The organism is Pseudomonas sp. Z3-8 (genome assembly GCF_051131975.1).
Lineage (GTDB): Bacteria > Pseudomonadota > Gammaproteobacteria > Pseudomonadales > Pseudomonadaceae > Aquipseudomonas.
Genome location: NZ_CP071643.1, coordinates 3,210,702 through 3,233,605 on the forward strand (window position 1 = coordinate 3,210,702; position 22,904 = coordinate 3,233,605).

At 62.7% G+C, this 22,904-nt stretch carries 17 protein-coding genes; 6 read left to right on the forward strand and 11 right to left on the reverse strand.

The features are described 5' to 3' along the window. The first annotated feature begins 7 nt into the window (after positions 1-7). Positions 8-2,248, forward strand: a complete 2,241-nt coding sequence (locus J3P94_RS14680; RefSeq protein ID WP_434568522.1) for a molybdopterin cofactor-binding domain-containing protein — start codon at positions 8-10, stop codon at positions 2,246-2,248. A 130-nt stretch (positions 2,249-2,378) separates the two neighbouring features. On the opposite strand, the gene J3P94_RS14685 is transcribed toward J3P94_RS14680, so the two are convergent. Both J3P94_RS14685 and J3P94_RS14690 read right to left on the reverse strand, forming a co-directional pair. Beyond that, positions 2,379-2,642 carry a DUF2790 domain-containing protein gene (locus tag J3P94_RS14685; protein WP_434568523.1) on the reverse strand — a complete coding sequence of 88 codons (264 nt, stop codon included), beginning with the start codon at positions 2,640-2,642 and terminating at the stop codon, positions 2,379-2,381. Between the two features lie 164 nt (positions 2,643-2,806). Then, positions 2,807-4,327: a methyl-accepting chemotaxis protein gene (locus J3P94_RS14690; RefSeq protein ID WP_434568524.1), complete on the reverse strand. Its 1,521-nt coding sequence runs from the start codon at positions 4,325-4,327 to the stop codon at positions 2,807-2,809. Between the two features lie 168 nt (positions 4,328-4,495). On the opposite strand from J3P94_RS14690, the gene J3P94_RS14695 reads away from it, so the two are divergent. Next, positions 4,496-5,644, forward strand: coding sequence for a MalY/PatB family protein (locus J3P94_RS14695; protein WP_434568525.1), 1,149 nt, complete (start codon positions 4,496-4,498; stop codon positions 5,642-5,644). Positions 5,645-5,836: 192 nt separating this feature from the next. Here J3P94_RS14695 and J3P94_RS14700 read toward each other — a convergent pair whose 3' ends face one another. Next, a complete protein-coding gene (locus J3P94_RS14700; protein WP_434568526.1) occupies positions 5,837-6,241 on the reverse strand; it encodes a VOC family protein in 405 nt (134 codons plus the stop codon). 186 nt (positions 6,242-6,427) lie between these two features. Here J3P94_RS14700 and J3P94_RS14705 point away from each other — a divergent pair, with 186 nt between their 5' ends. Beyond that, positions 6,428-7,285, forward strand: a complete 858-nt coding sequence (locus J3P94_RS14705) for an SDR family oxidoreductase (RefSeq protein ID WP_434568527.1) — start codon at positions 6,428-6,430, stop codon at positions 7,283-7,285. 220 nt (positions 7,286-7,505) lie between these two features. Here the strand turns inward: J3P94_RS14705 and J3P94_RS14710 are convergent, their stop codons facing one another. From J3P94_RS14710 to J3P94_RS14720, 3 genes are read right to left on the reverse strand one after another with little or no spacing between them, the layout of a single operon-like run. Beyond that, positions 7,506-7,949 (reverse strand): DUF421 domain-containing protein, encoded by a 444-nt coding sequence (locus tag J3P94_RS14710; RefSeq protein ID WP_434568528.1) that lies wholly within the window; start codon positions 7,947-7,949, stop codon positions 7,506-7,508. A 7-nt stretch (positions 7,950-7,956) separates the two neighbouring features. Beyond that, the gene (locus tag J3P94_RS14715; protein WP_434568529.1) at positions 7,957-8,475 is read right to left on the reverse strand and encodes a hypothetical protein; all 519 of its coding nucleotides are present in this window, start codon (positions 8,473-8,475) and stop codon (positions 7,957-7,959) included. A gap of 10 nt (positions 8,476-8,485) precedes the next feature. Then, entirely contained in the window at positions 8,486-8,986 is a 501-nt protein-coding gene (locus J3P94_RS14720) for a CinA family protein (RefSeq protein WP_434568530.1), read from the reverse strand. 167 nt (positions 8,987-9,153) lie between these two features. Here J3P94_RS14720 and J3P94_RS14725 point away from each other — a divergent pair, with 167 nt between their 5' ends. After that, on the forward strand, positions 9,154-9,765 hold the full coding sequence (locus tag J3P94_RS14725; RefSeq protein ID WP_434568531.1) for a Yip1 family protein: 612 nt from the start codon (positions 9,154-9,156) through the stop codon (positions 9,763-9,765). Positions 9,766-9,920: 155 nt separating this feature from the next. Further along, on the forward strand, positions 9,921-14,066 hold the full coding sequence (locus J3P94_RS14730; protein WP_434568532.1) for a CheR family methyltransferase: 4,146 nt from the start codon (positions 9,921-9,923) through the stop codon (positions 14,064-14,066). Between the two features lie 229 nt (positions 14,067-14,295). Here J3P94_RS14730 and ligD read toward each other — a convergent pair whose 3' ends face one another. Genes ligD through J3P94_RS14750 form a run of 4 tightly spaced genes read right to left on the reverse strand, consistent with a single transcriptional unit; the run spans position 14,296 to position 20,445 of the window. Next, entirely contained in the window at positions 14,296-16,917 is a 2,622-nt protein-coding gene (gene ligD / locus J3P94_RS14735) for a DNA ligase D (RefSeq protein WP_434568533.1), read from the reverse strand. Then, positions 16,914-18,077: a carboxylate-amine ligase gene (locus J3P94_RS14740; protein WP_434568534.1), complete on the reverse strand. Its 1,164-nt coding sequence runs from the start codon at positions 18,075-18,077 to the stop codon at positions 16,914-16,916. Before J3P94_RS14740 ends, ligD begins: the two co-directional genes overlap by 4 nt. Next, positions 18,049-19,050: a methyltransferase gene (locus J3P94_RS14745; protein ID WP_434568535.1), complete on the reverse strand. Its 1,002-nt coding sequence runs from the start codon at positions 19,048-19,050 to the stop codon at positions 18,049-18,051. The genes J3P94_RS14740 and J3P94_RS14745 overlap by 29 nt, the downstream gene beginning before the upstream one ends. A gap of 9 nt (positions 19,051-19,059) precedes the next feature. After that, on the reverse strand, positions 19,060-20,445 hold the full coding sequence (locus J3P94_RS14750; RefSeq protein ID WP_434568536.1) for an iron-containing redox enzyme family protein: 1,386 nt from the start codon (positions 20,443-20,445) through the stop codon (positions 19,060-19,062). A 320-nt stretch (positions 20,446-20,765) separates the two neighbouring features. On the opposite strand from J3P94_RS14750, the gene J3P94_RS14755 reads away from it, so the two are divergent. Then, positions 20,766-22,097: a cation:proton antiporter gene (locus J3P94_RS14755; protein ID WP_434568537.1), complete on the forward strand. Its 1,332-nt coding sequence runs from the start codon at positions 20,766-20,768 to the stop codon at positions 22,095-22,097. Positions 22,098-22,100: 3 nt separating this feature from the next. Here the strand turns inward: J3P94_RS14755 and J3P94_RS14760 are convergent, their stop codons facing one another. After that, positions 22,101-22,637 carry a hypothetical protein gene (locus J3P94_RS14760; RefSeq protein ID WP_434568538.1) on the reverse strand — a complete coding sequence of 179 codons (537 nt, stop codon included), beginning with the start codon at positions 22,635-22,637 and terminating at the stop codon, positions 22,101-22,103. Positions 22,638-22,904: the final 267 nt, after the last annotated feature.

The window sequence follows — 22,904 nt, forward strand, 5'->3', positions numbered from 1 at the left end:
GCTCGCCATGCTGAACGAGATTTTTCCCAACGAGCTTCCGCGCGCCTTGCAGCACCTGCTTGAACGCGACGACAACGACGGCCCCGCCACCCTGCCCCGGCGCAGCTTTCTCAAGATCGTCGGTATCGGCGGCCTGGCCTTGGGCGCGTTTCCTCACCTGGCCTTGGGGCAACAGGCCAACGGCGCTGGCGACGGCGCGCTCAAGCCGACTCAACAACCTTCGGCCTTCGTGCAGATCGCGCCGAATGGCGAAGTCACCGTAACGATCAACCGCCTGGAGTTCGGCCAGGGTGTCCAGACCGGCCTGCCGATGATCCTCGCCGAAGAGCTCGACGCCGACTGGAGCCTGGTGCGCACGCGTAACGGCAGCAACGACTCGGCCTACATGGACCCGGCGTTTGGCATTCACCTCACCGGTGGCTCCAATTCGATCAAGAACAGCTACACGCAATACCGCGAACTGGGCGCCCGCGCCCGCGCCATGCTGCTCAGCGCTGCCGCCGCGCGCTGGAACGTCGATGCGGCGAGCCTGACCACGCAAAACGGCACGGTGTTGGGGCCTGGCGGCCGCAAGGCCAGTTACGGCGAGCTCGCCGAAGCGGCCATGGCATTGCCCGTTCCGGAGAAGGTCACGCTCAAGGATCCGAAGGATTTTCGCATCATCGGCCAGGCCACCACCCGCCTCGATGCGAAGGCCAAGAGCAGCGGCCAGCAGGATTTCGGCATTGATGTGAATCTACCGGGGCAACTGACCGCCGTGGTCGCCCGGCCACCGGTGTTCGGTGCCCGGATCGCGTCCCTGGACGACAGCGCCGCACGGGCGACCAAAGGCGTGAAAGCGGTTTTGCGCGTGCCGCTGGACGGCGGCGCCGAAGGCGTTGCGGTGGTTGCCGACGGTTACTGGCCGGCGAAGCTGGGGCGCGATGCGCTTAAAGTCGAGTGGGAGGTGGCCAAAGTCGAGAAAGTGGACACGGAAAAACAGCTGGCTCAGTACCGGGAACTGGCCGGCAAGCCCGGCCTGGTCCACTTTGATGCCGACATGAAACCACTCGCCACGGCGCCGCATCAGCTGGAGGCCGAGTTCATTTTCCCTTACCTGGCCCACGCGCCCATGGAACCGCTGAACTGCACCGTCCAGTTGTCCGAAGGTCGCGCCCAGTTGTGGGTCGGCACGCAATTCCCCGGCGGCGATGGTGCGGCGGCGGCCAAGGTGCTGAATCTCAAGCCCGAGCAAGTCCAGGTCAATGTACAGACGGCGGGCGGCGGCTTCGGCCGGCGTGGTGTGCCCAGCAACGATTTCGTCGTGCAGGCTTGTGAAGTGGCCAAGGCCGCCCGTGCTGCCGGCATCGATGCGCCGGTGCGCACGCTGTGGAGTCGAGAAGATGACATCAAGGGTGGCTACTACCGCCCGATGCACCTGCACCGTGCGCGCATCGGTTTTGACGACAGCGGCAAAGTCCTGGCCTGGGACCACGCTCTGGTCGGGCAATCCATCCTCACCGGCACGCTGTTCGGTGGGCAGATGAAAAATGGCATCGACCCCACCGCGACCGAAGGCATGCGCGATCCCTACCCGCTGCCGATGCGATTGTCCGTGCATCATCCCAAGCTCAACGTGCCGGTGTTGTGGTGGCGCAGCGTGGGTTCCACCCATACGGCCTTTGTGATGGAAACGCTGATCGACGAAATCGCCCGCGCGACGAAACAGGACCCGGTGGCGTATCGCATGAACCTGTTCGGCGATCAAAGCCCACGCCATCGCGCCGCGCTGCAACTGGCGGTGGACAAGAGCGAATACGGCAAGCGTCAACTGCCCGCCGGCCAGGCCTGGGGCGTGGCGGTCCACGAGTCGTTCAGTTCGGTGGTGGCTTATGTGGTGGAGGCCTCGGTGCAGGATGGGCGTGCGGTGCTGCACAACGTGACCGCCGGGGTCCATTGCAACCTGGTGGTCAATCCGCGGAGCGTCGAAGCCCAGGTTCAAGGCGCGGCCCTGATGGGCCTGTCGATGTGCCTGCCGGGCGGTGCCGTCACGCTGAAAGACGGTGTCGTGCAGCAGAGCAACTTCGCCGACTTCAGCGTGCCGCGCATCACCGACATGCCACAGATCGCCGTGCACATCGTTCCCAGCGCCGAACCGCCAACCGGCATGGGCGAACCCGGCCTGCCCGCCCTCGCCCCGGCGTTTGCCAATGCAATTGCCAGCCTGACGGGCAAACCGCTGCGGCAGTTGCCGTTCAACCTGGCGTAACCGCCAGCAAGTGACAGCCCGTGGCGAGGGAGCTTGCTCCCGCTGGGCTGCGTAGCGGCCCCAAGTTTTGCGGTCGCTGCGCAACCGAGCGGGAGCAAGCTCCCTCGCCACAGTTAGCGGTGATCGGCGATCAATTATCCTGGTCGCACCCCTGGGCCAGAGCGCTGTAGTCCAGCGCCCGGATCGTCCCGGTGGAGTCCAGATAGGTCATGCGCGATTCGACGACGCCGCAGCCCGAGCCCGCCCCTTGCTTGACCGACAGCACCTTGGCGATGTCCAGGTGATCGCCATACATGTAGGTGTGTGGCTTGACGCTGTCCTGGGCGTTGGCGGTCAGGGCGCCGAGGCTGAGGACGGCAAACAGTGAAGCGAGGCTGAGGTTCTTCAGGTACATGGCGATGTCTCCGGCGTTTGAGTGAGGTCCTGAGACGGCTTGTGCTGTCTCGATGGGCTCATTTGACGCCGGCGAGGTATCCCGGGTGTGTCAGCAACGGGCTTGAAGGAATCAGTTCGTATCGACGGCGGGGCTGGATACACAGCGATACATTTGTATCGAGGCTATTTTCGCTGAAGCTGCCGGTCGGTCCCATGAAACGCCTGCCCCAGCGCCGCCAGCCGCTCCGCCAAAGGCGGCAGGCATTGGCTGCTGCGGGTCAGCACGCCGATGTTGTCGGCGTTGCGCTCGGCCACGGCCTGGACCGTTTGCAAGCGCTCATTGATACCCATCGACGCCGCGCACTGTTGCTGGGTCGTGCTGGCGATCAGGTCGTTGAAATGGTTGATCACGGCGATGTCTTCGACGACGGCATGCAACAGTTGCGAGGCCTGCTGGCTGGCGGACACGCAACGCTCGACCCCTTCACGGCTGTCTTGCATGGCGATCGCAGCCTGACGGCTGCCCTGTTGCAGCTTGGCGATAATCTGCTGGATTTCCGTGGTGGAAGTCGAGGTCCGTTGGGACAGCGTCCGGACCTCGTCGGCCACCACGGCGAACCCACGCCCCTGCTCGCCGGCCCGGGCCGCCTCGATGGCCGCATTGAGGGCCAGCAGGTTGGTCTGTTCGGCGATGCTGTTGATCACGTCCAGTACCTGGCCGATCTGCTGCGCCTGCTCGGCCAGCAGTTGCACGGTTTCATTGGTCAGGTTGATCCGTCCCGCCAGTTCGAGAATTTCTTCCCGGGTCTGGTCAACCGTGGTGCGCCCCCGGTTGACTTGCTCGTTGGCCTGCCCGGCGCGTTGCAGCGTCTGGCCGACGTGGCCGGTAATACTCTCCATGGCCTGCATCAGCTGGCCGATCGCGCCGCTCATCTGCGCCACTTCGTCCAACTGGTGCCGGGCACCGTTTTCCAGGGTCTGGCCGACTTGGGACAGGTCTTGGCCGAGGTCCGACAGGTCACGGGTGTCGCGCACCACACCGTCCACCAGGTTGGTCACTTGCAGGAGGAAATGGTCGAAACGCTCGCCGGATGAGACTTTCACGCCCTGGCTGCGTTGTGTGTCGGTGTCACGACTCAACTGCGCGGCGGCGGCCAGCACCTTGTCGAGCACGTCCTGGTTGTCCGTTGCATCAGCCAGGCTCTGGTTCGCCAGGTAGATCAGAATCACGCTTTCGACGACAACATAAAAGGCATGCACAAAAATCATCGTCCACCCGCCGTGGGCATCCATCACGAACACCGGGTAGCCCTGATGCTGGAGCCAATGAAACCCGACGTGGTGAACGGCGATGGTACCGGCGGCCACGACGATCGGCAGCCAGTCGCGATAGAACGTCAACACCGCCAGCAGCACGAAGATGCCGAAGTGGAACTCGATCACGCCTCGGGTCTGGTTGATGTGCAGCGCGGCCATGACCATCAGCGCCATGGCGATGATGCAGCGCATCGCACGGGTGCCGCCGATGCCCCGGTAGAGCAGCGTAGCCAGCAGGCACGTTGGTGCGCCGATCAGCAGCGCCTGAGTGAAGGTCGAATGAAGAAATGCCAGGCCCAGCGAATAAAGGAGCGTGAGCCAGAGCAGCCCGAGCATGATGCGATCGGCTTTGCGGTAGTGATCGTTAAAGCGCAGGGGCGATTTCATCTGGGCTGTCCTTGTCATGAACGGGGCGTCCGTCGGCGGCGTATCGACGTCTCGGAACGAAACTGTAGCGCATTGCAACAAATTAATGGCAATTAGCTACCAATCTTTTTGTACAGCCTCTTTGCTTTATGATGGCCCGATTCTGTATCCCTGACTGATGGAACCACCATGACTTTCGATTTCGACCAGGTGTTCGAACGCCAAGGCACCGGCAGCACCAAATGGAGCCGTTACCCGGCCGAGGTACTGCCGATGTGGGTGGCCGACATGGATTTTGCCGCCCCGCCAATGGTGATCGATGCGCTGCACAAGCGCCTGGAGCATCCGATGCTGGGCTACAGCGTGGCCCAGGACAGCCTGCGCGCCGCCATCGTCGCCGATCTCTGGAGCAAGTATGGCTGGCGCGTCGAGCCCCAGCAGATCCTGTTCCTGCCGGGGGTCGAGCCAGGTTTCAACATGGCTTTGCATGCGTTGGTCGAGCCGCAGCAGAACGTTGTGGTGCAGGTGCCCAACTACCCGCCGCTGCGTCATGCGCCGGGCCATTGGAACCTGAACAAGGTGGAGCTGCCCTTCACCCCGCTCGACGGAGAGTTCCACACGCCCCTGGGCGCATTGCGCGACGCCTTGCAGGGCGGCGGCGCGCTGCTGCTGAGCAATCCACACAACCCGCTGGGCAAGGTGTTCGGGCGCGATGAACTCAAGGCCGTGGCGGACATTTGTATCGAGCAGGACGCCTGGATCATTTCCGACGAGATCCATGCCGAACTGTGCTTCGATGGCCGCGTGCACATCCCCACCGCCAGCCTCGGCGCGGAGATTGCCGAGCGCACCATCACGCTGATGTCGGCCAGCAAGGCCTACAACATCGCGGGGCTGAAAACCTCCTTTGCGATCATCCAGAACGCCAGGCTGCGCGAGCGGGTCAACAGCGCCAGGGCGGGCATGGTCGACAGCGTCAATGCCCTGGGCCTGGAGGCGACTCGTGCCGCCTACAGCGAAGCGGGTCCGTGGCTTGAGGCATTGAAGGCCTACCTGCAAGCCAACCGGGATTACCTGGTCGACGCGGTGAAGAACCGCTTGCCGGGCGTGACCATGACCGTGCCCCAGGGGACCTACCTGGCTTGGCTGGATTGCTCCGCGCTGGGGCTGGACGATCCGCAAGCGTTTTTCCTGAAGGAAGCCAAGGTCGGCTTGAGCGCAGGGATGGATTTTGGCGATGATGCCGGGCAATTCGTGCGGCTGAACTTCGGTTGCCCGAGGGCGTTGCTGGAGGAAGGTCTTGCGCGGATGGAGCGGAGCCTGAAGGCCCGAGGCTGAGCAGACCCCCCCGTGGCGAGGGAGCTTGCTCCCGCTCGGTTGCGTAGCGACCGCAAGATTTTGGGGCTGCTACGCCCGAAGCGTCGGACCGGCCCAGCGGGAGCAAGCTCCCTCGCCACAACAGCGGATCATCTCAAGAGCGGATGACCTCACGAGCGGATCACCCCAGGAGCAGATCACCTCAAGATCGGGTCAATCATACATATCCGGCGTATGCACAAAGCACAACTTATTGCCCTCCGGGTCCCGGCAATAGGCCCCGAAGTAATCCTTAGAATACTGGGGCCTCGGGCCCGGCGCGCCTTCGTCGAAACCGCCCATCGCCAGGGCCATGTCCCAGGCGGCTCGCACGGTCTGCGGCGAATCGGCGGCGAAGCTCACTTGCATGCCATTGCCCCAGGTTGCGGGCAGGCCATTGATCGGCACCTGGACGAACACCTGCGGCCAATGCCTGCCGGGTTGATGCCAGCCTTCCCCGGGCGGGCCCGAGTCGTCTTCGCTGTCCATGCGCACCAACCCCAGGCACCCCAGGACGGCATCGTAGAACGCGACCATTTTCGGTAGATCCCGCGCACCAATCTGAATGTGACTGAACATGCCCTTCTCCTTATGAAGCGTTGTTTGCATTGGAGAGTACGCCCGCGTCGCCGTTCAGCCGACCTTGGGCCCGCTCGACGAAACGCTAGCGGTCACGCTCATCGACCGATGGGAAAATCCGACCGAACTCTGCCTGAAACGCCACAGTCCACCCTCCATCGCAACCACCTGCCATGGAGAACGAAAATGGCCGATTACCCAACCCCACCCTTCCCCAAACAAAGCCAGCCCGTCCCCGGCAGCCAGCAGAAAATGGACCCGTATCCGGACTGCGGTGAACAAAGCTACAAGGGTTCCGGTCGCCTGGCGAACAAGATTGCCCTGATCACCGGCGCCGACAGCGGCATCGGGCGCGCGGTAGCCATTGCCTTCGCCCGCGAAGGCGCTGACGTGGCCATTTCCTACCTGAACGAGCACGAGGATGCCAAGGAGACCGCTCGCTGGGTCGAACAGGCCGGCCGGCAATGCCTGTTGCTGCCCGGCGACCTGGCGGACAAGGCCCAATGCCGCAAGGTCGTCGATGAAACCGTGGCGCGCTTCGGCCGCATCGACGTCCTCGTCAACAACGCCGCGTTCCAGATGACTCACGAAACCCTGGAAGAGATTCCGGACGAAGAATGGGTGCGCACGTTCGATATCAACATCACCGCAATGTTCAGGATCTGCCAGGCCGCGGTACCGCACATGAAGGCCGGCGGATCGATCATCAACACCACCTCGGTCAACTCGGACATGCCCAAGCCGACGTTGCTGGCCTATGCCACGACCAAAGGCGCCATCGCCAACTTCACCGGCGGCCTGGCGCAGATGCTCGGGCCCAAGGGCATCCGGGTGAACAGCGTCGCGCCAGGGCCGATCTGGACACCGCTGATCGTTGCCACCATGCCCGAGGAAGAAGTGCAGAACTTCGGTTCGCAGACACCACTGGGGCGCCCCGGCCAGCCCGTGGAAGTGGCGCCGATCTTCGTGCTGCTGGCCTCGGATGAGTCCAGCTACATTTCCGGCTCGCGGTATGCGGTGACCGGGGGCAAGCCGATCCTTTAAAGCTCGTCGCAATCCCGCGGACCTATGGACCCTATGCTCCCCCTCGGCTATGGGCTCCGGGCTCTGTGCTTTTGACTCTGTGGCGAGGGAGCTTGCTCCCGCTGGGCTGCGAAGCGGCCCTGAAATCTTGCGGTCGCTACGCAACCGAGCGGGAGCAAGCTCCCTCGCCACAACAGCACTTCCGCCACTGCTGAAGATCACTCCCCGCCACTACCAAGGATCACTCCTTGGCAATCACCGAAATCTTCCCGTTGCGTTCGATGATCGCGAACTTGATCTGATCCAGGGTCTCGATGCCCTGGCTCGAGCGCGCCGCTTCCATGATGTCTGCCTCTATCAGCCGGGCGTGACGCATGCGCCCCTGCAAGATACGCCCATCCTCGACGATGATGGTCGGACCACCATCGATCAGCCGCGAAACCCAGTCGGAGCGCAGCTTGAGCAGCGAAAACCCGACATCGATGGCAATCAGCGTGACGATGACCATGAACGAATTGGTCATCGAGAAATCGTCCCCCAACAATGCCTGCTGGGTAGCCTCGCCAATGATCATCAACAGGACGAAATCGAAGGTGGTGATCTCCGCCAGCGAACGTCGCCCGGCGATCTTGAACAACACCAACAATACCGCGTACATCGCGGCGGCTCGCAATACCGAATCCATACGTCACCTACGGAAAGATGAATTGATTGAACCTGACCTCGGCGCCATTGGGCGTTGCGATGCGGCTTTTATAGTTACCGAGGCCTTCACCGAGCAGTGACAGGTGCAGGTTGGCCCGCCCCTGCCCGTCGGCCTGGACCCAGACCTTCATACCCTGCCCCGCGGCGGCCGAACGCACTGGCTGCGGTTGCACGCTCTGCACATCGAACCCCTCCAGCCAATCGCCGCCGAGCTCCACCTCCAGCACCGCGTTGGACGCGCCTTGCAGACGGACGACCAGCGGATTGACCGAGCCGTTGCGATGGAACATCTCGTATTCGACGCCAATGCTGCCGTCCGCGCTTTGCGCTTCGCGGCTGCTCAGCGGACCACGGGAAAACAGCCCGAGCAGGGTCAGGATCACCAACAGCACCAATACGTACCAGCCGACCCGCTCGAAGCGCCAGACCTTGTGCTGGAATGCCATGTCCTCTTCCACCGGGAACTGGCGGCTGCGGTGGTCGTCCTGTTCACGCTGATCGATCATGGGGCCCCTCCTATCGAAGTTCACCGGCCAAAGCGCGCTGGTGATAGCCGGGCAATTGCCGCAAGGCGTACTCGCTGGAGAGCAACTGCACCTGGCGCCGGTCGCCAAAGAACCGCTCCTGGCGGCTGAACAGCGCACGCTGGCCGTTTACCTCGAACGCCCAGGCAAAACAGACCGTGCCAGCAGGTATGCCGTCCTTGTCGTCCGGCCCGAGCAGGCCGGTGGTAGCGACCGCGACGTTGGCGTCGGCGTCGCGCAGCGCGCCCAGGGCCATTTCCTCGGCGACTTCGCGGCTGGTGAGATTGAAGGTATCGATGGTGCGCGGCTTGACGCCGAGCAAGCGCTGCTTGGCTTCGGGGGAATACACCACATAGCCGCTTTCGATCAGCGATCCACTGCCCGGCACTTCGGCCAACAGGGTGACGATCAGCCCGGCGGTACAGGATTCGGCGGTGGTCAGGCGCAGTTCATGGTCTTGCAGATAATCAACCAGGGATTGGGCAACAGTCATGGCATTCAGTCCTTCATGGATGCTGATGGGTTGACCCCCGCGGTTTCGAATCATTCCCTTTATCGCGCCGTCGCCCGGACATGCCAAATAAATGAAACCCCTGGCCGATCCTGTACCTCATAACGGTATGAGCCTCATGCAGAGGCTGTCCTGATCAGGAGGTCGTCATGTCTGTGCTTTTCGTCAAGCTGTTCACCCATCCGGAATTTGCCTGGGGGGACATTCGCGAGCAGGAGCAGGCTCACCCTCACCATTACCTGGCCCATCTGCTGTTGCTGGCGCTGATTCCGGCGGTGTGCCTGTTCATCGGTACCACCTGGACCGGCTGGAGCCTGGCCGAAAACGAGACCGTGAGGTTGAGTCAGGCCAGCGCCTTGCAACTGTGCGCCCTGCTCTACCTGACCATCGTGATCGGCGTCTCGCTGATGGGGCTGTTCATCCGCTGGATGTCGCGCACCTTCGAGGCTCGGCCCACGGTCAACCAGTGCATCGGTTTTGCCGCCTACACCGCAACCCCGTACTTCCTGGCCGGCATCTTCGGGCTGTACCCCAGCCGCTGGCTGGCGGTGGTGGTCCTGTTGCTCGCCTCGGTCTACTCGACATTCCTGCTGTTCGTCGGTCTACCCAAGTTCATGGGCCTGAAGAAAGAACAAGGGCTATTGTATTCAGCGAGCGTCTGGGGCGTCGGTTTACTGGTGCTGGTCACGATCCTGGTGGAAATGATCCTGCTGTGGTTCAACTACCTGCAACCGGAATACCTTCGCGTGCCGGTGGGCTGAGCCCGCGTCGAGGCGCACAATGACGGAAGCCGCGGTCAGGCGAACATCCACTTCGCAATCTTCGCCTAACCCGACTATCCTGCGAGTTTTTGCACCCTGAACATCGAGGCGGCAGCGCTGGACCGCTCCGCCGCCCTTCCTAAGGCCAATGTCATATGTCTTCACCAAGCAAACGCTCTCCCAACGTGCCACAGCGACGAGAGCTGAGCCCCAGCAGCCTCGAGTTTCCGGTAGTAGGAATCGGCGCCTCCGCGGGCGGGCTGCAGGCCATCAAGCAGTTTTTTGAACACATGCCCAAGGACAATGGCATGGCGTTCGTGATCGTCCTGCACCTGGCTCCAGACCATCAAAGCATCGCCGACAAGATCATCCAGGAATCGACCAAGATGCCGGTGCTCCAGGTGAGCGAGACGGTCGCTATCCAGAAAAACCATGTCTATGTCATTTCCCCCGCCCACCATTTGTCGATGAACGACGGATATCTGAAGGTCAAGCCGGCCGAGCCGCGCCTCGGCGGGCATGTGGCTATCGACCTGTTTTTCCGTGACCTGGCCGACGTACACAAGGAGCGGGCATTCTGCCTGGTGCTGTCGGGCACCGGCTCCGACGGAGCCGTGGGCCTGTCGCGCATCAAGGAACAGGGCGGCGTGACCATCGCCCAATCGCCCCAGGACGCCGAATTCGACGGCATGCCCCAGGCCGCCATCGACACCCAGATGGTCGACCTGGTGCTTCCCGTGGTGGAAATGCCGCAAAAGCTCCTGGAGCTGTGGCGAAATTCTCAGAATATTCGTCTGCCGACGGCCAACGACCCGGAAATCAAGACCCAACCGCCAACCTCCGAGCGCGAAGCAGTCGCCGCCGAGCAATCGCTGCATGACATCCTGGTGCAGCTGCGCGCTGGCACCGGGCATGACTTCAAGCATTACAAGCGGGCCACCGTGTTGCGGCGCATCGAACGGCGCATGCAGGTCACCGCCCAGCCAGATCTGGGCGCCTACTACGCGTATCTGCAGAATCACCCCGAAGAAACCAAGGCGCTGCTGGGCGACCTGCTGATCGGGGTAACCAATTTCTTCCGCGATCGCGAAGCCTTCGAAGCCCTGGAGCGCGACGTCCTGCCCAACCTGTTGAAGCCGGTCGAGCCGGGTAGCGTGCCGCCTGAGGAGATCAGGATCTGGTCGGCCGGCTGCTCCACCGGCGAAGAGGCCTATACCCTGGCCATGTTGCTCAGCGATCAGTTACAGCATGATTCGAGCAACGCCAAGCTGCAGATATTCGCCACCGACATCGACGAACGCGCCATTACCGTGGGGCGCGGCGGCGCCTACCCGGAAGCGATCATTACCGACGTGCCGCCCACTCGCCTGCGCCAATATTTCCTGAAGGAAACCACGACGTACCGTGTGCGCAAGGAAATCCGCGAGCGCGTGCTGTTTGCCAAACACAGCCTGCTGTCGGACCCGCCCTTCTCGCAGATCGACCTGATCGTCTGCCGCAACCTGCTGATCTACCTCGACCGCGAAGTGCAGCGGGAAATCCTGCAAATGTTCCACTTTGCCCTGCGCCCGGGAGGCTACCTGTTCCTCGGTTCGTCGGAGTCGGCCGATGCCTGCAGCGAGCTGTTCAGCCCGGTGGACAAGCGCAACCGGATCTTCCGCGCCAAATACGGCACTGCCGCCAGCCGCCGAACCCCGACCATGCCCCGTGGCGGTTACGTGCGCAGCACCTCGTCCCTGGCCGCGCCGCAGATCATCGCGCCGCGCAAGGTGTCGTTTGCCGATATCCACTTGCGTGCCATCGAACGGGCCGCGCCACCGAGCATAATTGTCGACAGCAATGGCGACATCCTGCACATGATCGAAACCGCCGGCCGCTATCTGCGCCACGTTGGCGGCGAGATGTCGCGTAACCTGCTGACGCTGATCAACCCGCAGCTGCGCCTGGAAATCCGCACCGCCTTGTTCCAGGTGAACCAGAACGGCCAGCCGGTCAAGTCCCGCCAGGTCAATATGGAGCGCGATGGCAAGCGCTTCCTGGTGGACCTGCTGGTCCAGCCGTATCGCGACGACGAATCCGATGGCGAGTTTGTCCTTGTCGTGTTCGAGGAGGAGGAAGTCGACCCCAGCCAGCAGGTTACCGCCATCACCAGCCAGACCGAAAACCAGGTGCTGGCCAATCTGGAGCGGGAGCTGCAGCGGACCAAGTCGCACCTGCAGGACACCATCGAGCAGGCCGAGGTCTCCAGCGAGGAGCTCAAGGCCTCCAATGAAGAAATGCAGGCCATCAACGAGGAACTGCGCTCGGCCACCGAGGAGCTGGAAACCAGCAAGGAAGAGCTGCAATCGATCAACGAAGAGTTGCTGACGGTCAACTTCGAGCTCAAGACCAAGGTCGAGGAAACGGACAAGATCAACGACTACCTCACCAACCTGATCGCCTCCACCGACATCGCCACGGTATTCGTCGACCGCAGCATGCGCATCAAATGGTTCACCCCGCGGGCCACGGAAATCTTCAGCATGCTCCCGGTGGACACCGGCCGTTCACTGCTCGACATCACCCACCGCCTGGACTATGCGGAGATGGCTGCGGATGCCACCCAGGTGTTCGAGTCGCTGAACATGATCGAGCGCGAAGTCAGCAGCAAGGATGACCGCTGGTACATCGCCCGCCTGCTGCCCTATCGCTCCAGCGAAGACCACATCGACGGCACGGTGTTGACCTTTATCGACATCACCAAGCGCCGTGCCGCTGAAGAAGAGTTGCGCCTGGGCGAAGAGCGCATGCGCCTGGTGGCCGAAAGCACCCGCGACTACGCGATCATCCTGCTCGACGAACATGGCGTGATCACCAGTTGGAACACCGGCGCGCAGCTGATTTTCGGCCATACCAAGGCCGAAGCCGAAGGCGCTTATTACGACTTCCTCTTTACCCCGGAAGACCGTAGCTACGGCGCTCCTGAAACCGAACTGAGCACCGCTCGTGCCAAAGGCCGTTGCGAAGACGAGCGCTGGCATCAACGCAAGGACGGCAGCCGCTTCTTCTGCAGCGGCGAGGTCACGCTGCTCAGTGGCGACTACTTGCAGGGCTACGTGAAGATTGCCCGTGATCTCACCGGGCATAAGCGCCTGCACGAAGAACAGACCCAACGGCTCATGGAAACCCAGAACAACAGCCACTTGAAGGATGAGTTCTTCGCGGTCATGTCCCACGAACTGAAGCACCCGCTGAATCTGATCCAGCTCAACGCCGAATTGCTGCGCCGCCTGCCGGTGACCAAGAGCGTCACTGCGGCCGCCAGGGCGGTCAACACCATCTGCGACGCTGTCACCAGCCAGGCGCGCATCATCGACGACCTGCTGGACGTAGCCCGGGTACGCACCGGCAAGCTCAAGCTCAAGCGCCTGGCGGTCGATCTGGGCCGCGTGCTGCAAGACATCTACACCGTGGTGATCAACGACAATCACCCGAACAAGGTCACTCTGGAACTGCCCGAAGGGCCCGGCAGCGAGCTGATTGTCAACGCCGATCCGACCCGACTGGAGCAGATCATCTGGAACCTGGTGAACAACGCGCTGAAATTCACCCCGAACGGCGGCCGCGTGCAGTTGATCGCCAGCCAGGACGGGCGCATGGCTCGCCTGGACGTCAAGGATTCAGGCGTCGGTATTGCCGCGGAACACTTGAGCGAAGTGTTCGACCTGTTCGGCCAGGCCGAGACCCAGCATGCAACCCATCAGCGCGAAGGGCTGGGAATCGGCCTGTCGCTGGTACGGCAGTTGACCGAAGCCCACGGCGGCAGCGTCGAGGTCAAGTCCGAAGGGCTGGGCAAAGGCTGTACGTTCACCATCCGCCTGCCCTTGACCAGCGCCGAGCTGGCGCCCAAGCCGCAAGCCTGCGAAGAGCAATCCGGACGCCTGAGCGGCTTGACGGTGTTGTTGGTGGACGATTCCCCCGACGTGCTCGATACCCTCAAGCTGCTGCTGGAAATGGAAGACGCCAACGTCGTTGCATTCGATCAACCGTTGCAAGCGCTGGAAGCGGCCCGGGACGCCCGTTACGACGTGGTGATCTCGGACTTGGGCATGCCGGTAATGAATGGCCATGAACTGATGCAGGCGCTGCGCGAGTTGCCCCACATCAAAAACATCCCGGCCATCGCCCTGACCGGGTACGGTGCGTCTGTCGACATGCACAAGTCGCAGCAGTCGGGTTTTGACCAGCACATCGGCAAACCGGTGTCCTATGACGAGTTGATCGAAGCGATCGAGCAATTGCGGCGGGCGCGGGTTTACTAGGCAGATGGCCGGCCAGGGATGGGACTTCCAGCAGGGTAATCCCTTTTGTAGTCAGAGGTGTTCTCCAGTGGGAACTGCTTTCGTGGCGAGGGAGCTTGCTCCCGCTGGGCCGGGCTGGCGCTCCAGTGCGCAGCAGCCCTGAGCTTTTTGCGGTCGCTGCGCAACCGAGCGGGAGCAAGCTCCCTCGCCACAAAAGCGGTCTGGCTCCGGCTGAGTATCCGGGCTCCAGCTACTTGGCGGTGGTCTTCATCCCAATCCGCCGACGCATTTCGGCCGTGATGCCCTGGCGGGTTTTCTTCAGGTCCGCCCAAGGCTCATGCCCCACCTCGGCCAGTCGCTCATGCACGTTGTGCACATTCCACAGGTTGGCGCCCTTGAGCTCGGCCACTTCTTCGCGATAAATCGGTACCGACACTGGCAGCCCTTCACGGGTGCGGGCGGCATAGGCACAAATGGTCGTGGCGCCCAGGCCGTTGCGCAGGTAATCGATGAAGATCCGCCCCACCCGGTTTTTCGGTCCCGATACCGCCGAGAAGCGATCCGGCAACAGCTTGGCCATGTGGCTGACAATGGCGTGGCTGAAGCCCTTGACCTCGTCCCAGCCCAACTTGCGGGTCAGCGGCACCACCACGTGGATACCCTTGCCGCCGCTGGTCTTGAGAAACGCCTTCAGGCCCAGCTCATCCAGCACCGACAAGGTCAATTGCGTGGCTTCCACCATGCTTTTCCACGGCAGCGCCGGGTCCGGGTCAAGGTCGAGGACAAAACGGTCGGGCTTGTCCAGGTCTACCGAAGTGGCGTTCCAGGTGTGCAGCTCCACGGTGCTCATCTGCACCGCACCGATGAGCGCTTCGGCGTTGTTGATGATCATCACCGGTTGCCCGGTCAGGTCCTTGTCCAGGCTGGTGATGCCGGGAATCGCCAGGCGCTCGGGGTTCTTCTGGAAGAACAGCTCGCCGGCGATGCCATCCGGCGCGCGCACCAGCGCCACCGGGCGGTCGGCCAGTTCCGGCAGGATGAACTCGGCAACGCTGGCGTAGTACTCGGCCAGTTGCATCTTGGTCGTGCCACTGCTGGCATCGATGATCCGGTCCGGGTGGGTAATGCGCACCTTGCCGTCCAGAGTCGGTGCCTGGGTGGTCTTGGCCTTGGCTTTCGTCTTGGGCTTGGCCGGTGCCGGCTCCTCCTTGGCGGCGGTTTTTTTCCTGGCGGGCTTCTCTATCGGTTTCGGCAGTTCCTGGGTAATCGCCTTGGCCGGCTTGTCGTTGCGCAAGCCATGGAACACCGCGTGGCGTACCGAACCTTCCTTGGTCATTTCAGCAAATGCCACCTCGGCCAGTAATTCCGGCTTGAGCCAGTGCACGCCCTTGGCCTCGTAACCAGTGGGGGGGTTGACCACGGCGGCTTTTTTCGTTTCCAGGGGCAACAGCTGCTGGTAGATGCTTTTGAGCGTCGTCTCGTTGAAACCGGTGCCGACCTTGCCGGCATACCGCAGCTCACCGCTGTCTACGTCATGCAGGCCCAGCAACAAGGCACCGAACGCGCTGCGCGAGCCCTTGGGCTCGCTGAAACCGACCACGACAAACTCCTGGCGATTTTTGCATTTGAGCTTGATCCAGTCGCTGCTGCGCCGGGACACATAGGCGCTGCCCTGGCGTTTGCCGATCAATCCTTCCATGCGCATCTGGCAAGCGCTGTTGAGCAGTGCTTCGGGGGTTTCCTCGAAGGCGTCGGAAAAACGCAGCAACGGATCTTCATTCGCTTCAAGCACCGCTGCCAGCGCGGCCCGACGCTCCTCCACCGGCACTTTGCGCAGATCCATGCCGTTGAGGTAGGGCAAATCGAACAGGTAATAGGCGATCTTGCCGCTGCTGCCGACATCAAAGGCATTCTGCAAGGCCTGGAAATCCGGTACGCCTTGCTCGTTGGCAACGACCATCTCGCCGTCGAGCCAGGCCGATTCCAGCCCCAGCGCAGCCAGGGCCTCGGCCTGTTTCGGCAGTTTGTGGGTCCAGTCATGGCCGTTGCGGGTGATCAAGCGCACATCGCCGTCGTCGATACGTGCCATGACCCGGTAGCCGTCGAACTTGATTTCGTAGAGCCAGTCGCCATCGGGCGCGCTGTCCACCAGCGTCGCCAGTTCCGGCTTGAGGGTCTCGGGAATCGGGCCGGCAACGGCGCCGCTGAGGGTGGTCTTCGCATTTTTTTTCGACGACTTCGGCGGCGCGGCTTTTTCCGGTTGTTTCACCGCTTTGGCAGCGGTGGCCTTGCCCCGGCGCTTGGGCAAGATCGTGCGGTCGCTGAGCACGCTGTCCGGCTCGGCCTGGACCACGTCGTACTCGCTCTCCGGACGGGCCGCGTCGTCCTGATGCTTGATCAGGAACCATTGCTCCTGTTTACCGGGCATATGGGTGCGCACCAGGTTCCACAGGCCGGCGAGTTTCTCTCCGCGCAGCTCGAACTTGAGCCGGCCCTTCTCGTAGGCTTCGTGTACATCGCCCTGGGGAATCCACACGCCCCGGTCCCAGACAATGACATCGCCGGCGCCATAGTGGCCTTCGGGAATGCTGCCCTCGAAGGTCGCGTAATCGAGCGGATGGTCTTCGACATGCACGGCCAGGCGCTTGACCTTCGGGTCCAGGGACGGTCCCTTGGGCACTGCCCAGCTCTTGAGCGCGCCGTCCAGCTCCAGGCGAAAGTCATAGTGCAACCGCGTGGCATCGTGCTTGTGGATGCAGTACTGCAAGGCATGGGCGGTTTTCGCCGCTTTGCGCGAGCGTTTCGCCGCCGGTTCCGGGGTGGCGGCGAAATCGCGCATGCGGTTGTAGTCTTCAAGGGTTTTGCTGGTCATGGGCCACCTGCAACTTGCGCAAGGGTCGGATCGGCCACGGGCATCCCGGCGGTTTCCGACAGCAACTGATCAACGACCCGACTCAAGGCCTGTTCGATGGAGTCCCCCAGCAGCAAGCCTTGTTCATACAGTACGACCTGGCGATCAGCACTGGTGCCCTCCTGGACGATCCGGCGGGCCTGCTTGAACACGTCCTGTACACCCAGCGCTGTGGCGGTGTCGGCGAAGGTCTGCTCGGCCAGGTTCAGCCATTCGCCAATGAGCATGGGTTGTTCCTGCCCCTCGATGATGAACTCCGCCAGGATGCCGTGGCGCTTGGCCCGGTAGCGGTTTTCCTTGAGGATCCACTGCGACATCAGGCTGTAATTGGCCCCAGGCTTGGGCTGGGCGCAGGCATGGGCAACCATCAGGCGAAACAGCGAAACCAGGCACAGAACGTCGTCGATCCGCGGGCAGGCATCGCAGATACGCAGCTCCAGCGTCGGGTAACGCGACGACGGCCTGAGCACCCACCAGCAATCGCTGGGCTGGCGAATGGAGCCGGTGCGCGTGAGCATGTCGACGTAGCCGTTGAACGCGGCCTCGTCGGCGAAGAACTCCGGCACGCCCATCCGCGGCCATTCATCGCAGGCTACCTGGCGATAACTGCTGAAGCCGCTGTAGCCGCCGTTCCAGAACGGCGAAGATGCACTCAGCGCCAACAACATCGGCAGCCACGGCAACACTTCGTTCATGACCTTGACCCGGTCCTGATCGCCCGGTACTTCCACGTGTACATGCAGGCCCGATAACACGCTGCGGCGCGCCACTCGCTGGTAGTCGTCGAACAATTGCTGGAAGTGCAGCTCGTCGGTGGGCTGCAAGCCGACCGTGGTCATTGGATGTGAGCCGGCGCTCAACAATCCCAGGCCGTGGGGTGCCAGGCGCCGCGTCAGGCCGCTACGCACCTGGGCCAGGTAATCGGCGGCCTCCGCCAGGTTCTGGAAGATGGGCGAAGCCATCTCCACCTGGCTCAGAAACATCTCGTGGGCGAAATGCTCACCCAGCTCCTCCCGGCATGCCGCAATCGCCGCCGCGGGCGGCTGGTCGGGCATGTGCCGGGTTTGCAGGTCGGTGACGAAATATTCCTCTTCAATGCCGAACTTCAGACGCCTGTTCATCGATGTTCCCTCCGATACCCGCACCCGTGCGGGTGACAACCAACGCCACCACGGCGATCCGTTCCACGTCCTGATAACCCGGGGTCAGCAATTCCTCGCCGAAGACATCCGGGTCCAGTTCCCGGTAAGTCCAGGCGTACTGCGCCGAATCGCGCCAAGGGCCAAGCGCCTCCAGGAACGGATCGCGACCGTCGACCATCGCCACGCCGGTGTAGAGCACCAGCGAGCCACCAGGCGTAAGCCGGGGCAACGCCTGCTCGACGATACGCAGCGACAGGCCGGCGCCCAGCGCGCCGCCACCATGGCGATAGGCGCGCTCGGCCGGGTCGGCCATGTACGGTGGGTTGGCAACGATCAGGTCAAAGCTGCCCTCGACGTCCCGGAGAACATCACTGTGGGCAACCTCGACGTTGGCAACCTCGGCCAGCGCGGCGTTGACCGCGCACAGGCGCAGGGCCAGGGGATTGATGTCCACGGCGAGAACCTCGGCCTCGCGCCGGGCGCGGGCAATCACCATGGCCCCGACACCGGCTCCACAACCGATGTCCACGGCCCGATGCACCGCGGTGAAGTTCTGTTGCAGGTGGGTATGGATCAGATGGGCGAACCGATAGCTGTCCGGGCCGAAAAATACTGCGTCATTGGCCTGGGTGGGAAACTGCGAATGGGCGAACAGCATGCCGTCGAGGCTCGACCAGCGCACGCGGCTGTATAACAGGCCGTCACGTTCCTCCAGCACCTGCGCCTCCTGCAACTGACGCTGCTCATCGGCGGAAATCAGCCCAGGCGCGAACGGCCGCGACCAGCCGAAAACGTCCCGCAGGGTCTTCGAGCGCTCGTTGCCGGGCCGTTTATTGACCCGCTCATGGGTCAACGGTGTCGGGGTGATGAAACGGTAGCCGTCGGCGTGCAGGCGGCGACCCAGTTGCAGCAGCGCCAGGTCGGGTTCGGACAGGCGATCTTCCTGATTCATGCAGGGCTCCTAACGAAGGGCGGATTTGAGTTCGATGAACCGGCGGGTCGCCAGCAGCCCGGCCGGATGGCTATGAGCGCGCGGCGAAAGCCAGGGCATGAGGATCTGCATCTGCGCATCGGGCGCCTTGCCCCGCAGTAATTGCTGCAGGTTCTGCACGTCCGGATCCTGCGGCGGTGCCTGGGTATCCTGCGCCGCGCCAAGGCTGCGGCGGGCGCCGGAGCGACCGCGCTCCTCCAACCAGTCACCGGCGATCCAATCGTGCAACAGCTGCTTTTCGTAAGGGCTGAAGACCCCGAACATCGCCGCGCCAGCGCCTTCGATGAGGGTCCAGAAGCGGCTGTTCTGCGGATCTTCGTGGCGCCGGATCCAGCCTTTGCCTTGCATGGCCTTGAGGAAACCTTCCAGCTGCCCCGGCTCCGCCAGCCATTGGTTGACGGTCTTGCCTTCGAATTTGCAGTAATCGGAATGCATGTGTTGGCCAAACGGGCGCTTGCGCTCAAGCATGTCGAGGACCTCTCGTTCCAGGTCAAACGACTCGATGACCGCCCGGCTGCCCTGCCCCAGGTCGTTGAGGCGATAGCCCAGGGTGACCCGACGCCAGAAGGATTCGCGATCCGCCTCCATCGGCATCAGTTGCAGCAGCGATTGCACAGCCTTGTGGGCATGGCCGGTGCTGGCGTTGTCGATGGTCACATGGAGAGTGAAGTAATACGGGTCGATGTCGAGTTCGCTCAGCTCATAGGCGCTGATCAGCAAATGCAGTGGCAGTTGTTCGTAGCCAAGGTTGTAGCCGATGACCTCGGGCAGATACTCGTCGCCGGCATAACCCAAAGCCAGTTGCACCGCACCTTGCAGATAGCGGTCATCGTGGATGTCGGGCATGTCCGACAGGCCATGTTCAGCCAGCAGCTTGCGGTAGAGCACCACATGGTTCTGGGCCGGCACACCATCGCCGAGCTCTTCCAGATAGGTACACAGCAGCCCTTCGAAACGGTGGTCATGCCAGTGCCTGAGCACGCCGTACAACCAGGCGCCATCCACCAGTTTGGTCGGCGCCACGGCCTGCAGGAAGTACAACGCCTGGGCCTTGCTGTGGAAGAACTCCCGACGACCGCCACTCTTGCGTCGTTCCAGGTAGTCGGCGTACTGCCGGGCCACGCCGGCGCTGTGCTGTTCTACCCAGGCAAGCAGCGCCGCCGGATCGTCAGGCATCTCCTGGGGCAACGCCGCGGCCTGCTCCAGGCAAGGCTGGAGAAAGGCTTGGGCATCGGCTTGCTTGTCGCTGTCGTCGGGGCCCTGCAGCAGCCGCTCGTAGCATTGACGAACGCTGCCGGCAGTGGTGAATGGCTGCGCGGTGGCAGGCCTGGATTGGAGGGGTGTCAGCGCAGTCATAAAGGCCTCTTGGGTTTCTCGACGGGACGCTCGATCAGCACGTCTCTTCCATTGCAGAGCCTCGCGCACGGGAAAAAATTCCCCTGGATCGAAAAGCGCCCGGATAAACGGGAGCCTGCCGATATGCCGGGGAACCCTCGCTTCGCTAACACCCTCGAACGCTAGGCAAGGCGGTTTTTCGTGGCGAGGGAGCTTGCTCCCGCTGGGCCGGGCTGGCGCTCCAGTGCGCAGCAGCCCCCAAAGAAAGGCCGCTGCGCGGCCAGCGGGAGCAAGCTCCCTCGCCACAAGGAAATGAGTGACCCCCAACCCAAGGAGCAACGATGATTTTCACAGTGTGGGTAGCGGTGCTCGGTGCCGTTTTGCTGACCCTGGCCCTGACGTCGTCCTACCTGCGCTGGATGCCGGTCACCACCTCGGCCGTGTGCCTGGTGCTGGGCGTCGCCATTGGCCCGGCGGGGCTGGGACTGCTGCGGCTGGGGGTCGACGATTCGTCCGTCTGGATGGAGCACCTCACCGAAGTCGCCGTGGTGTTCTCGCTGTTCGTCAGCGGCCTCAAGCTGCGCCTGCCACTGAGGAACCGCAGTTGGCGCGTGGCCTACGGGCTGGCCGGTCCGGTGATGATCCTGACCATCGCCGGCCTGTGCCTGACCTTGCACTACCTGTTTGGCCTCGGATGGGGTGTGTCCATGCTGATCGGCGCGATGCTCGCACCCACCGACCCGGTCCTGGCGGCACTGGTGCAGGTCAATGATGCCCGCGACGATGATCGGGTGAGGTTCGGCTTGTCCGGGGAAGCCGGGCTGAACGACGGCACTGCATTTCCCTTTGTCATCCTTGGCTTGCTCATGCTGCAGGAAGACGGCAGCGGATTCCTCGGCGAATGGGCCTTGCGCAACGTCTTGTGGGCTGTACCGGCGGGGCTGTTGATCGGCTACTGGCTGGGGCGTGGCATCGGCCGGCTGACCTTGTCGATGCGCATCAAGAACGCCGACAGTACCCTGTCGCCAAACGATTACCTGGCCCTGGCCCTGATCGCGCTGGCCTACGTGGCGGCGGAGTCGGTGCAGGCTTACGGCTTTCTTTCGGTGTTCGCCGCCGGCCTGGGATTGCGTCAGGCGGAAGTCGAGTCTACCGATGAAAACGCGCCGCCGGCCGAGCATCTGGTGCAACCGCTGGTGGGCCATGAAGCGGTAGAACCGGAGCAGGCCGTGCACGGCGACACCCAGGCCCTGGACGACGGCCAGGTGGCGGCCGGGGTGATGATGAGCGACATGCTGGCGTTCGGCAGCCTGGTGGAGCGCTCCATGGAAGTGTTCCTGGTCACACTGCTCGGCGTGGTCCTTGCCCATCACTGGGATTGGCGGGCCCTGGCCATCGGTGCCTTGCTGTTCGCGGTGATCCGCCCGTTGAGCGTGTTGGCGATGCCTTGGGGGAGATTGCTGGATGGGCCGCAGCGGTTATTGATCGGCTGGTTCGGCATACGCGGCATCGGCAGCCTGTTTTACCTGTTCTACGCCTTGAACCATCACCTGCAGCCTGAAGTGGGGCAGCTGTGCATTAACCTCACGCTGTCGGTGGTGGCGCTGAGTATCCTGGTGCACGGCGTGAGTACCCAACCCGCACTGGCGTGGTATGAGCGCCGAAAAAAGTGACAGTCAGCCACCCGGATCGGTCACTTGGATGAACACCGAATACACCCCCAGCAACACCCAGAACGCTGCGAAGATCCACGGTGTGCGCACCGAAAACAGCAGTGACTTGCGATAACCCTTATGGGTCGATTCACGCTCGCTGAACAGCGGCGACTCGTCATAGGCCAGGCCCATCAACGGTTCACTGCGCAGCAGTTCGCTTTGTTTGAAATGCCAATGGTCGATGATCTCGTAGGCAGCCCGAATCCCCGGCCAGGCGTTGAGCGAACTCAGGAAACCGAGCAGCGCCAGGAATGGCGGCACGATCAGCGTGAAGAGCTTGCCCCACTCCGGATTCAGGTTGGCCATGCACGACGCGAAGGCAATCACCAGGAAAGACTGTGCGGCCAGATACGCGTCGGTTCGATTGGCGAGAATACTGGTTTCGTACTGGATTTCCCGCCGATAGAAATCCAGCCGCTCCTTGGGTGAGCCAAACAGCTTGGCATTGTGCTCGGTCAGATCTTCTTCGGGCGTAGGGTGAGTCAGGATTCTGGGCATTGCGCAGGGGGTTCCTCGGCTTGATTGAGGTGCATCTAGAAGGGATCGCTGTGGCTGAGTTCAAAGCAATGGACCGAAGGTTCTTTGGATCCAAATGACTGAAGGCAGACCTTGCTCCGTGGGCCGCCGCGAGGCGGCCTAGTAGCCGACCTGGTTTCGGTTGGTTCGCGTTTCCCTGTGGGAGCGAGCTTGCTCGCGATGGCGGACTGCCAGCCAATGAAGATGTTGGATGGGCTGGCCTCTTCGCGAGCAGGCTCGCTCCCACAG

Excerpts from the sequence above, each read along its gene's own strand:
- J3P94_RS14680 (WP_434568522.1), top strand. The coding sequence starts at position 8 with ATGCTGAACGAGATTTTTCCCAACGAGCTTCCGCGCGCCTTGCAGCAC.
- J3P94_RS14685 (WP_434568523.1), bottom strand. The coding sequence starts at position 2,642 with ATGTACCTGAAGAACCTCAGCCTCGCTTCACTGTTTGCCGTCCTCAGC.
- J3P94_RS14690 (WP_434568524.1), bottom strand. The coding sequence starts at position 4,327 with ATGAAATCGCCCCTGCGCTTTAACGATCACTACCGCAAAGCCGATCGC.
- J3P94_RS14695 (WP_434568525.1), top strand. The coding sequence starts at position 4,496 with ATGACTTTCGATTTCGACCAGGTGTTCGAACGCCAAGGCACCGGCAGC.
- J3P94_RS14700 (WP_434568526.1), bottom strand. The coding sequence starts at position 6,241 with ATGTTCAGTCACATTCAGATTGGTGCGCGGGATCTACCGAAAATGGTC.
- J3P94_RS14705 (WP_434568527.1), top strand. The coding sequence starts at position 6,428 with ATGGCCGATTACCCAACCCCACCCTTCCCCAAACAAAGCCAGCCCGTC.
- J3P94_RS14710 (WP_434568528.1), bottom strand. The coding sequence starts at position 7,949 with ATGGATTCGGTATTGCGAGCCGCCGCGATGTACGCGGTATTGTTGGTG.
- J3P94_RS14715 (WP_434568529.1), bottom strand. The coding sequence starts at position 8,475 with ATGATCGATCAGCGTGAACAGGACGACCACCGCAGCCGCCAGTTCCCG.
- J3P94_RS14720 (WP_434568530.1), bottom strand. The coding sequence starts at position 8,986 with ATGACTGTTGCCCAATCCCTGGTTGATTATCTGCAAGACCATGAACTG.
- J3P94_RS14725 (WP_434568531.1), top strand. The coding sequence starts at position 9,154 with ATGTCTGTGCTTTTCGTCAAGCTGTTCACCCATCCGGAATTTGCCTGG.
- J3P94_RS14730 (WP_434568532.1), top strand. The coding sequence starts at position 9,921 with ATGTCTTCACCAAGCAAACGCTCTCCCAACGTGCCACAGCGACGAGAG.
- ligD (WP_434568533.1), bottom strand. The coding sequence starts at position 16,917 with ATGACCAGCAAAACCCTTGAAGACTACAACCGCATGCGCGATTTCGCC.
- J3P94_RS14740 (WP_434568534.1), bottom strand. The coding sequence starts at position 18,077 with ATGAACAGGCGTCTGAAGTTCGGCATTGAAGAGGAATATTTCGTCACC.
- J3P94_RS14745 (WP_434568535.1), bottom strand. The coding sequence starts at position 19,050 with ATGAATCAGGAAGATCGCCTGTCCGAACCCGACCTGGCGCTGCTGCAA.
- J3P94_RS14750 (WP_434568536.1), bottom strand. The coding sequence starts at position 20,445 with ATGACTGCGCTGACACCCCTCCAATCCAGGCCTGCCACCGCGCAGCCA.
- J3P94_RS14755 (WP_434568537.1), top strand. The coding sequence starts at position 20,766 with ATGATTTTCACAGTGTGGGTAGCGGTGCTCGGTGCCGTTTTGCTGACC.
- J3P94_RS14760 (WP_434568538.1), bottom strand. The coding sequence starts at position 22,637 with ATGCCCAGAATCCTGACTCACCCTACGCCCGAAGAAGATCTGACCGAG.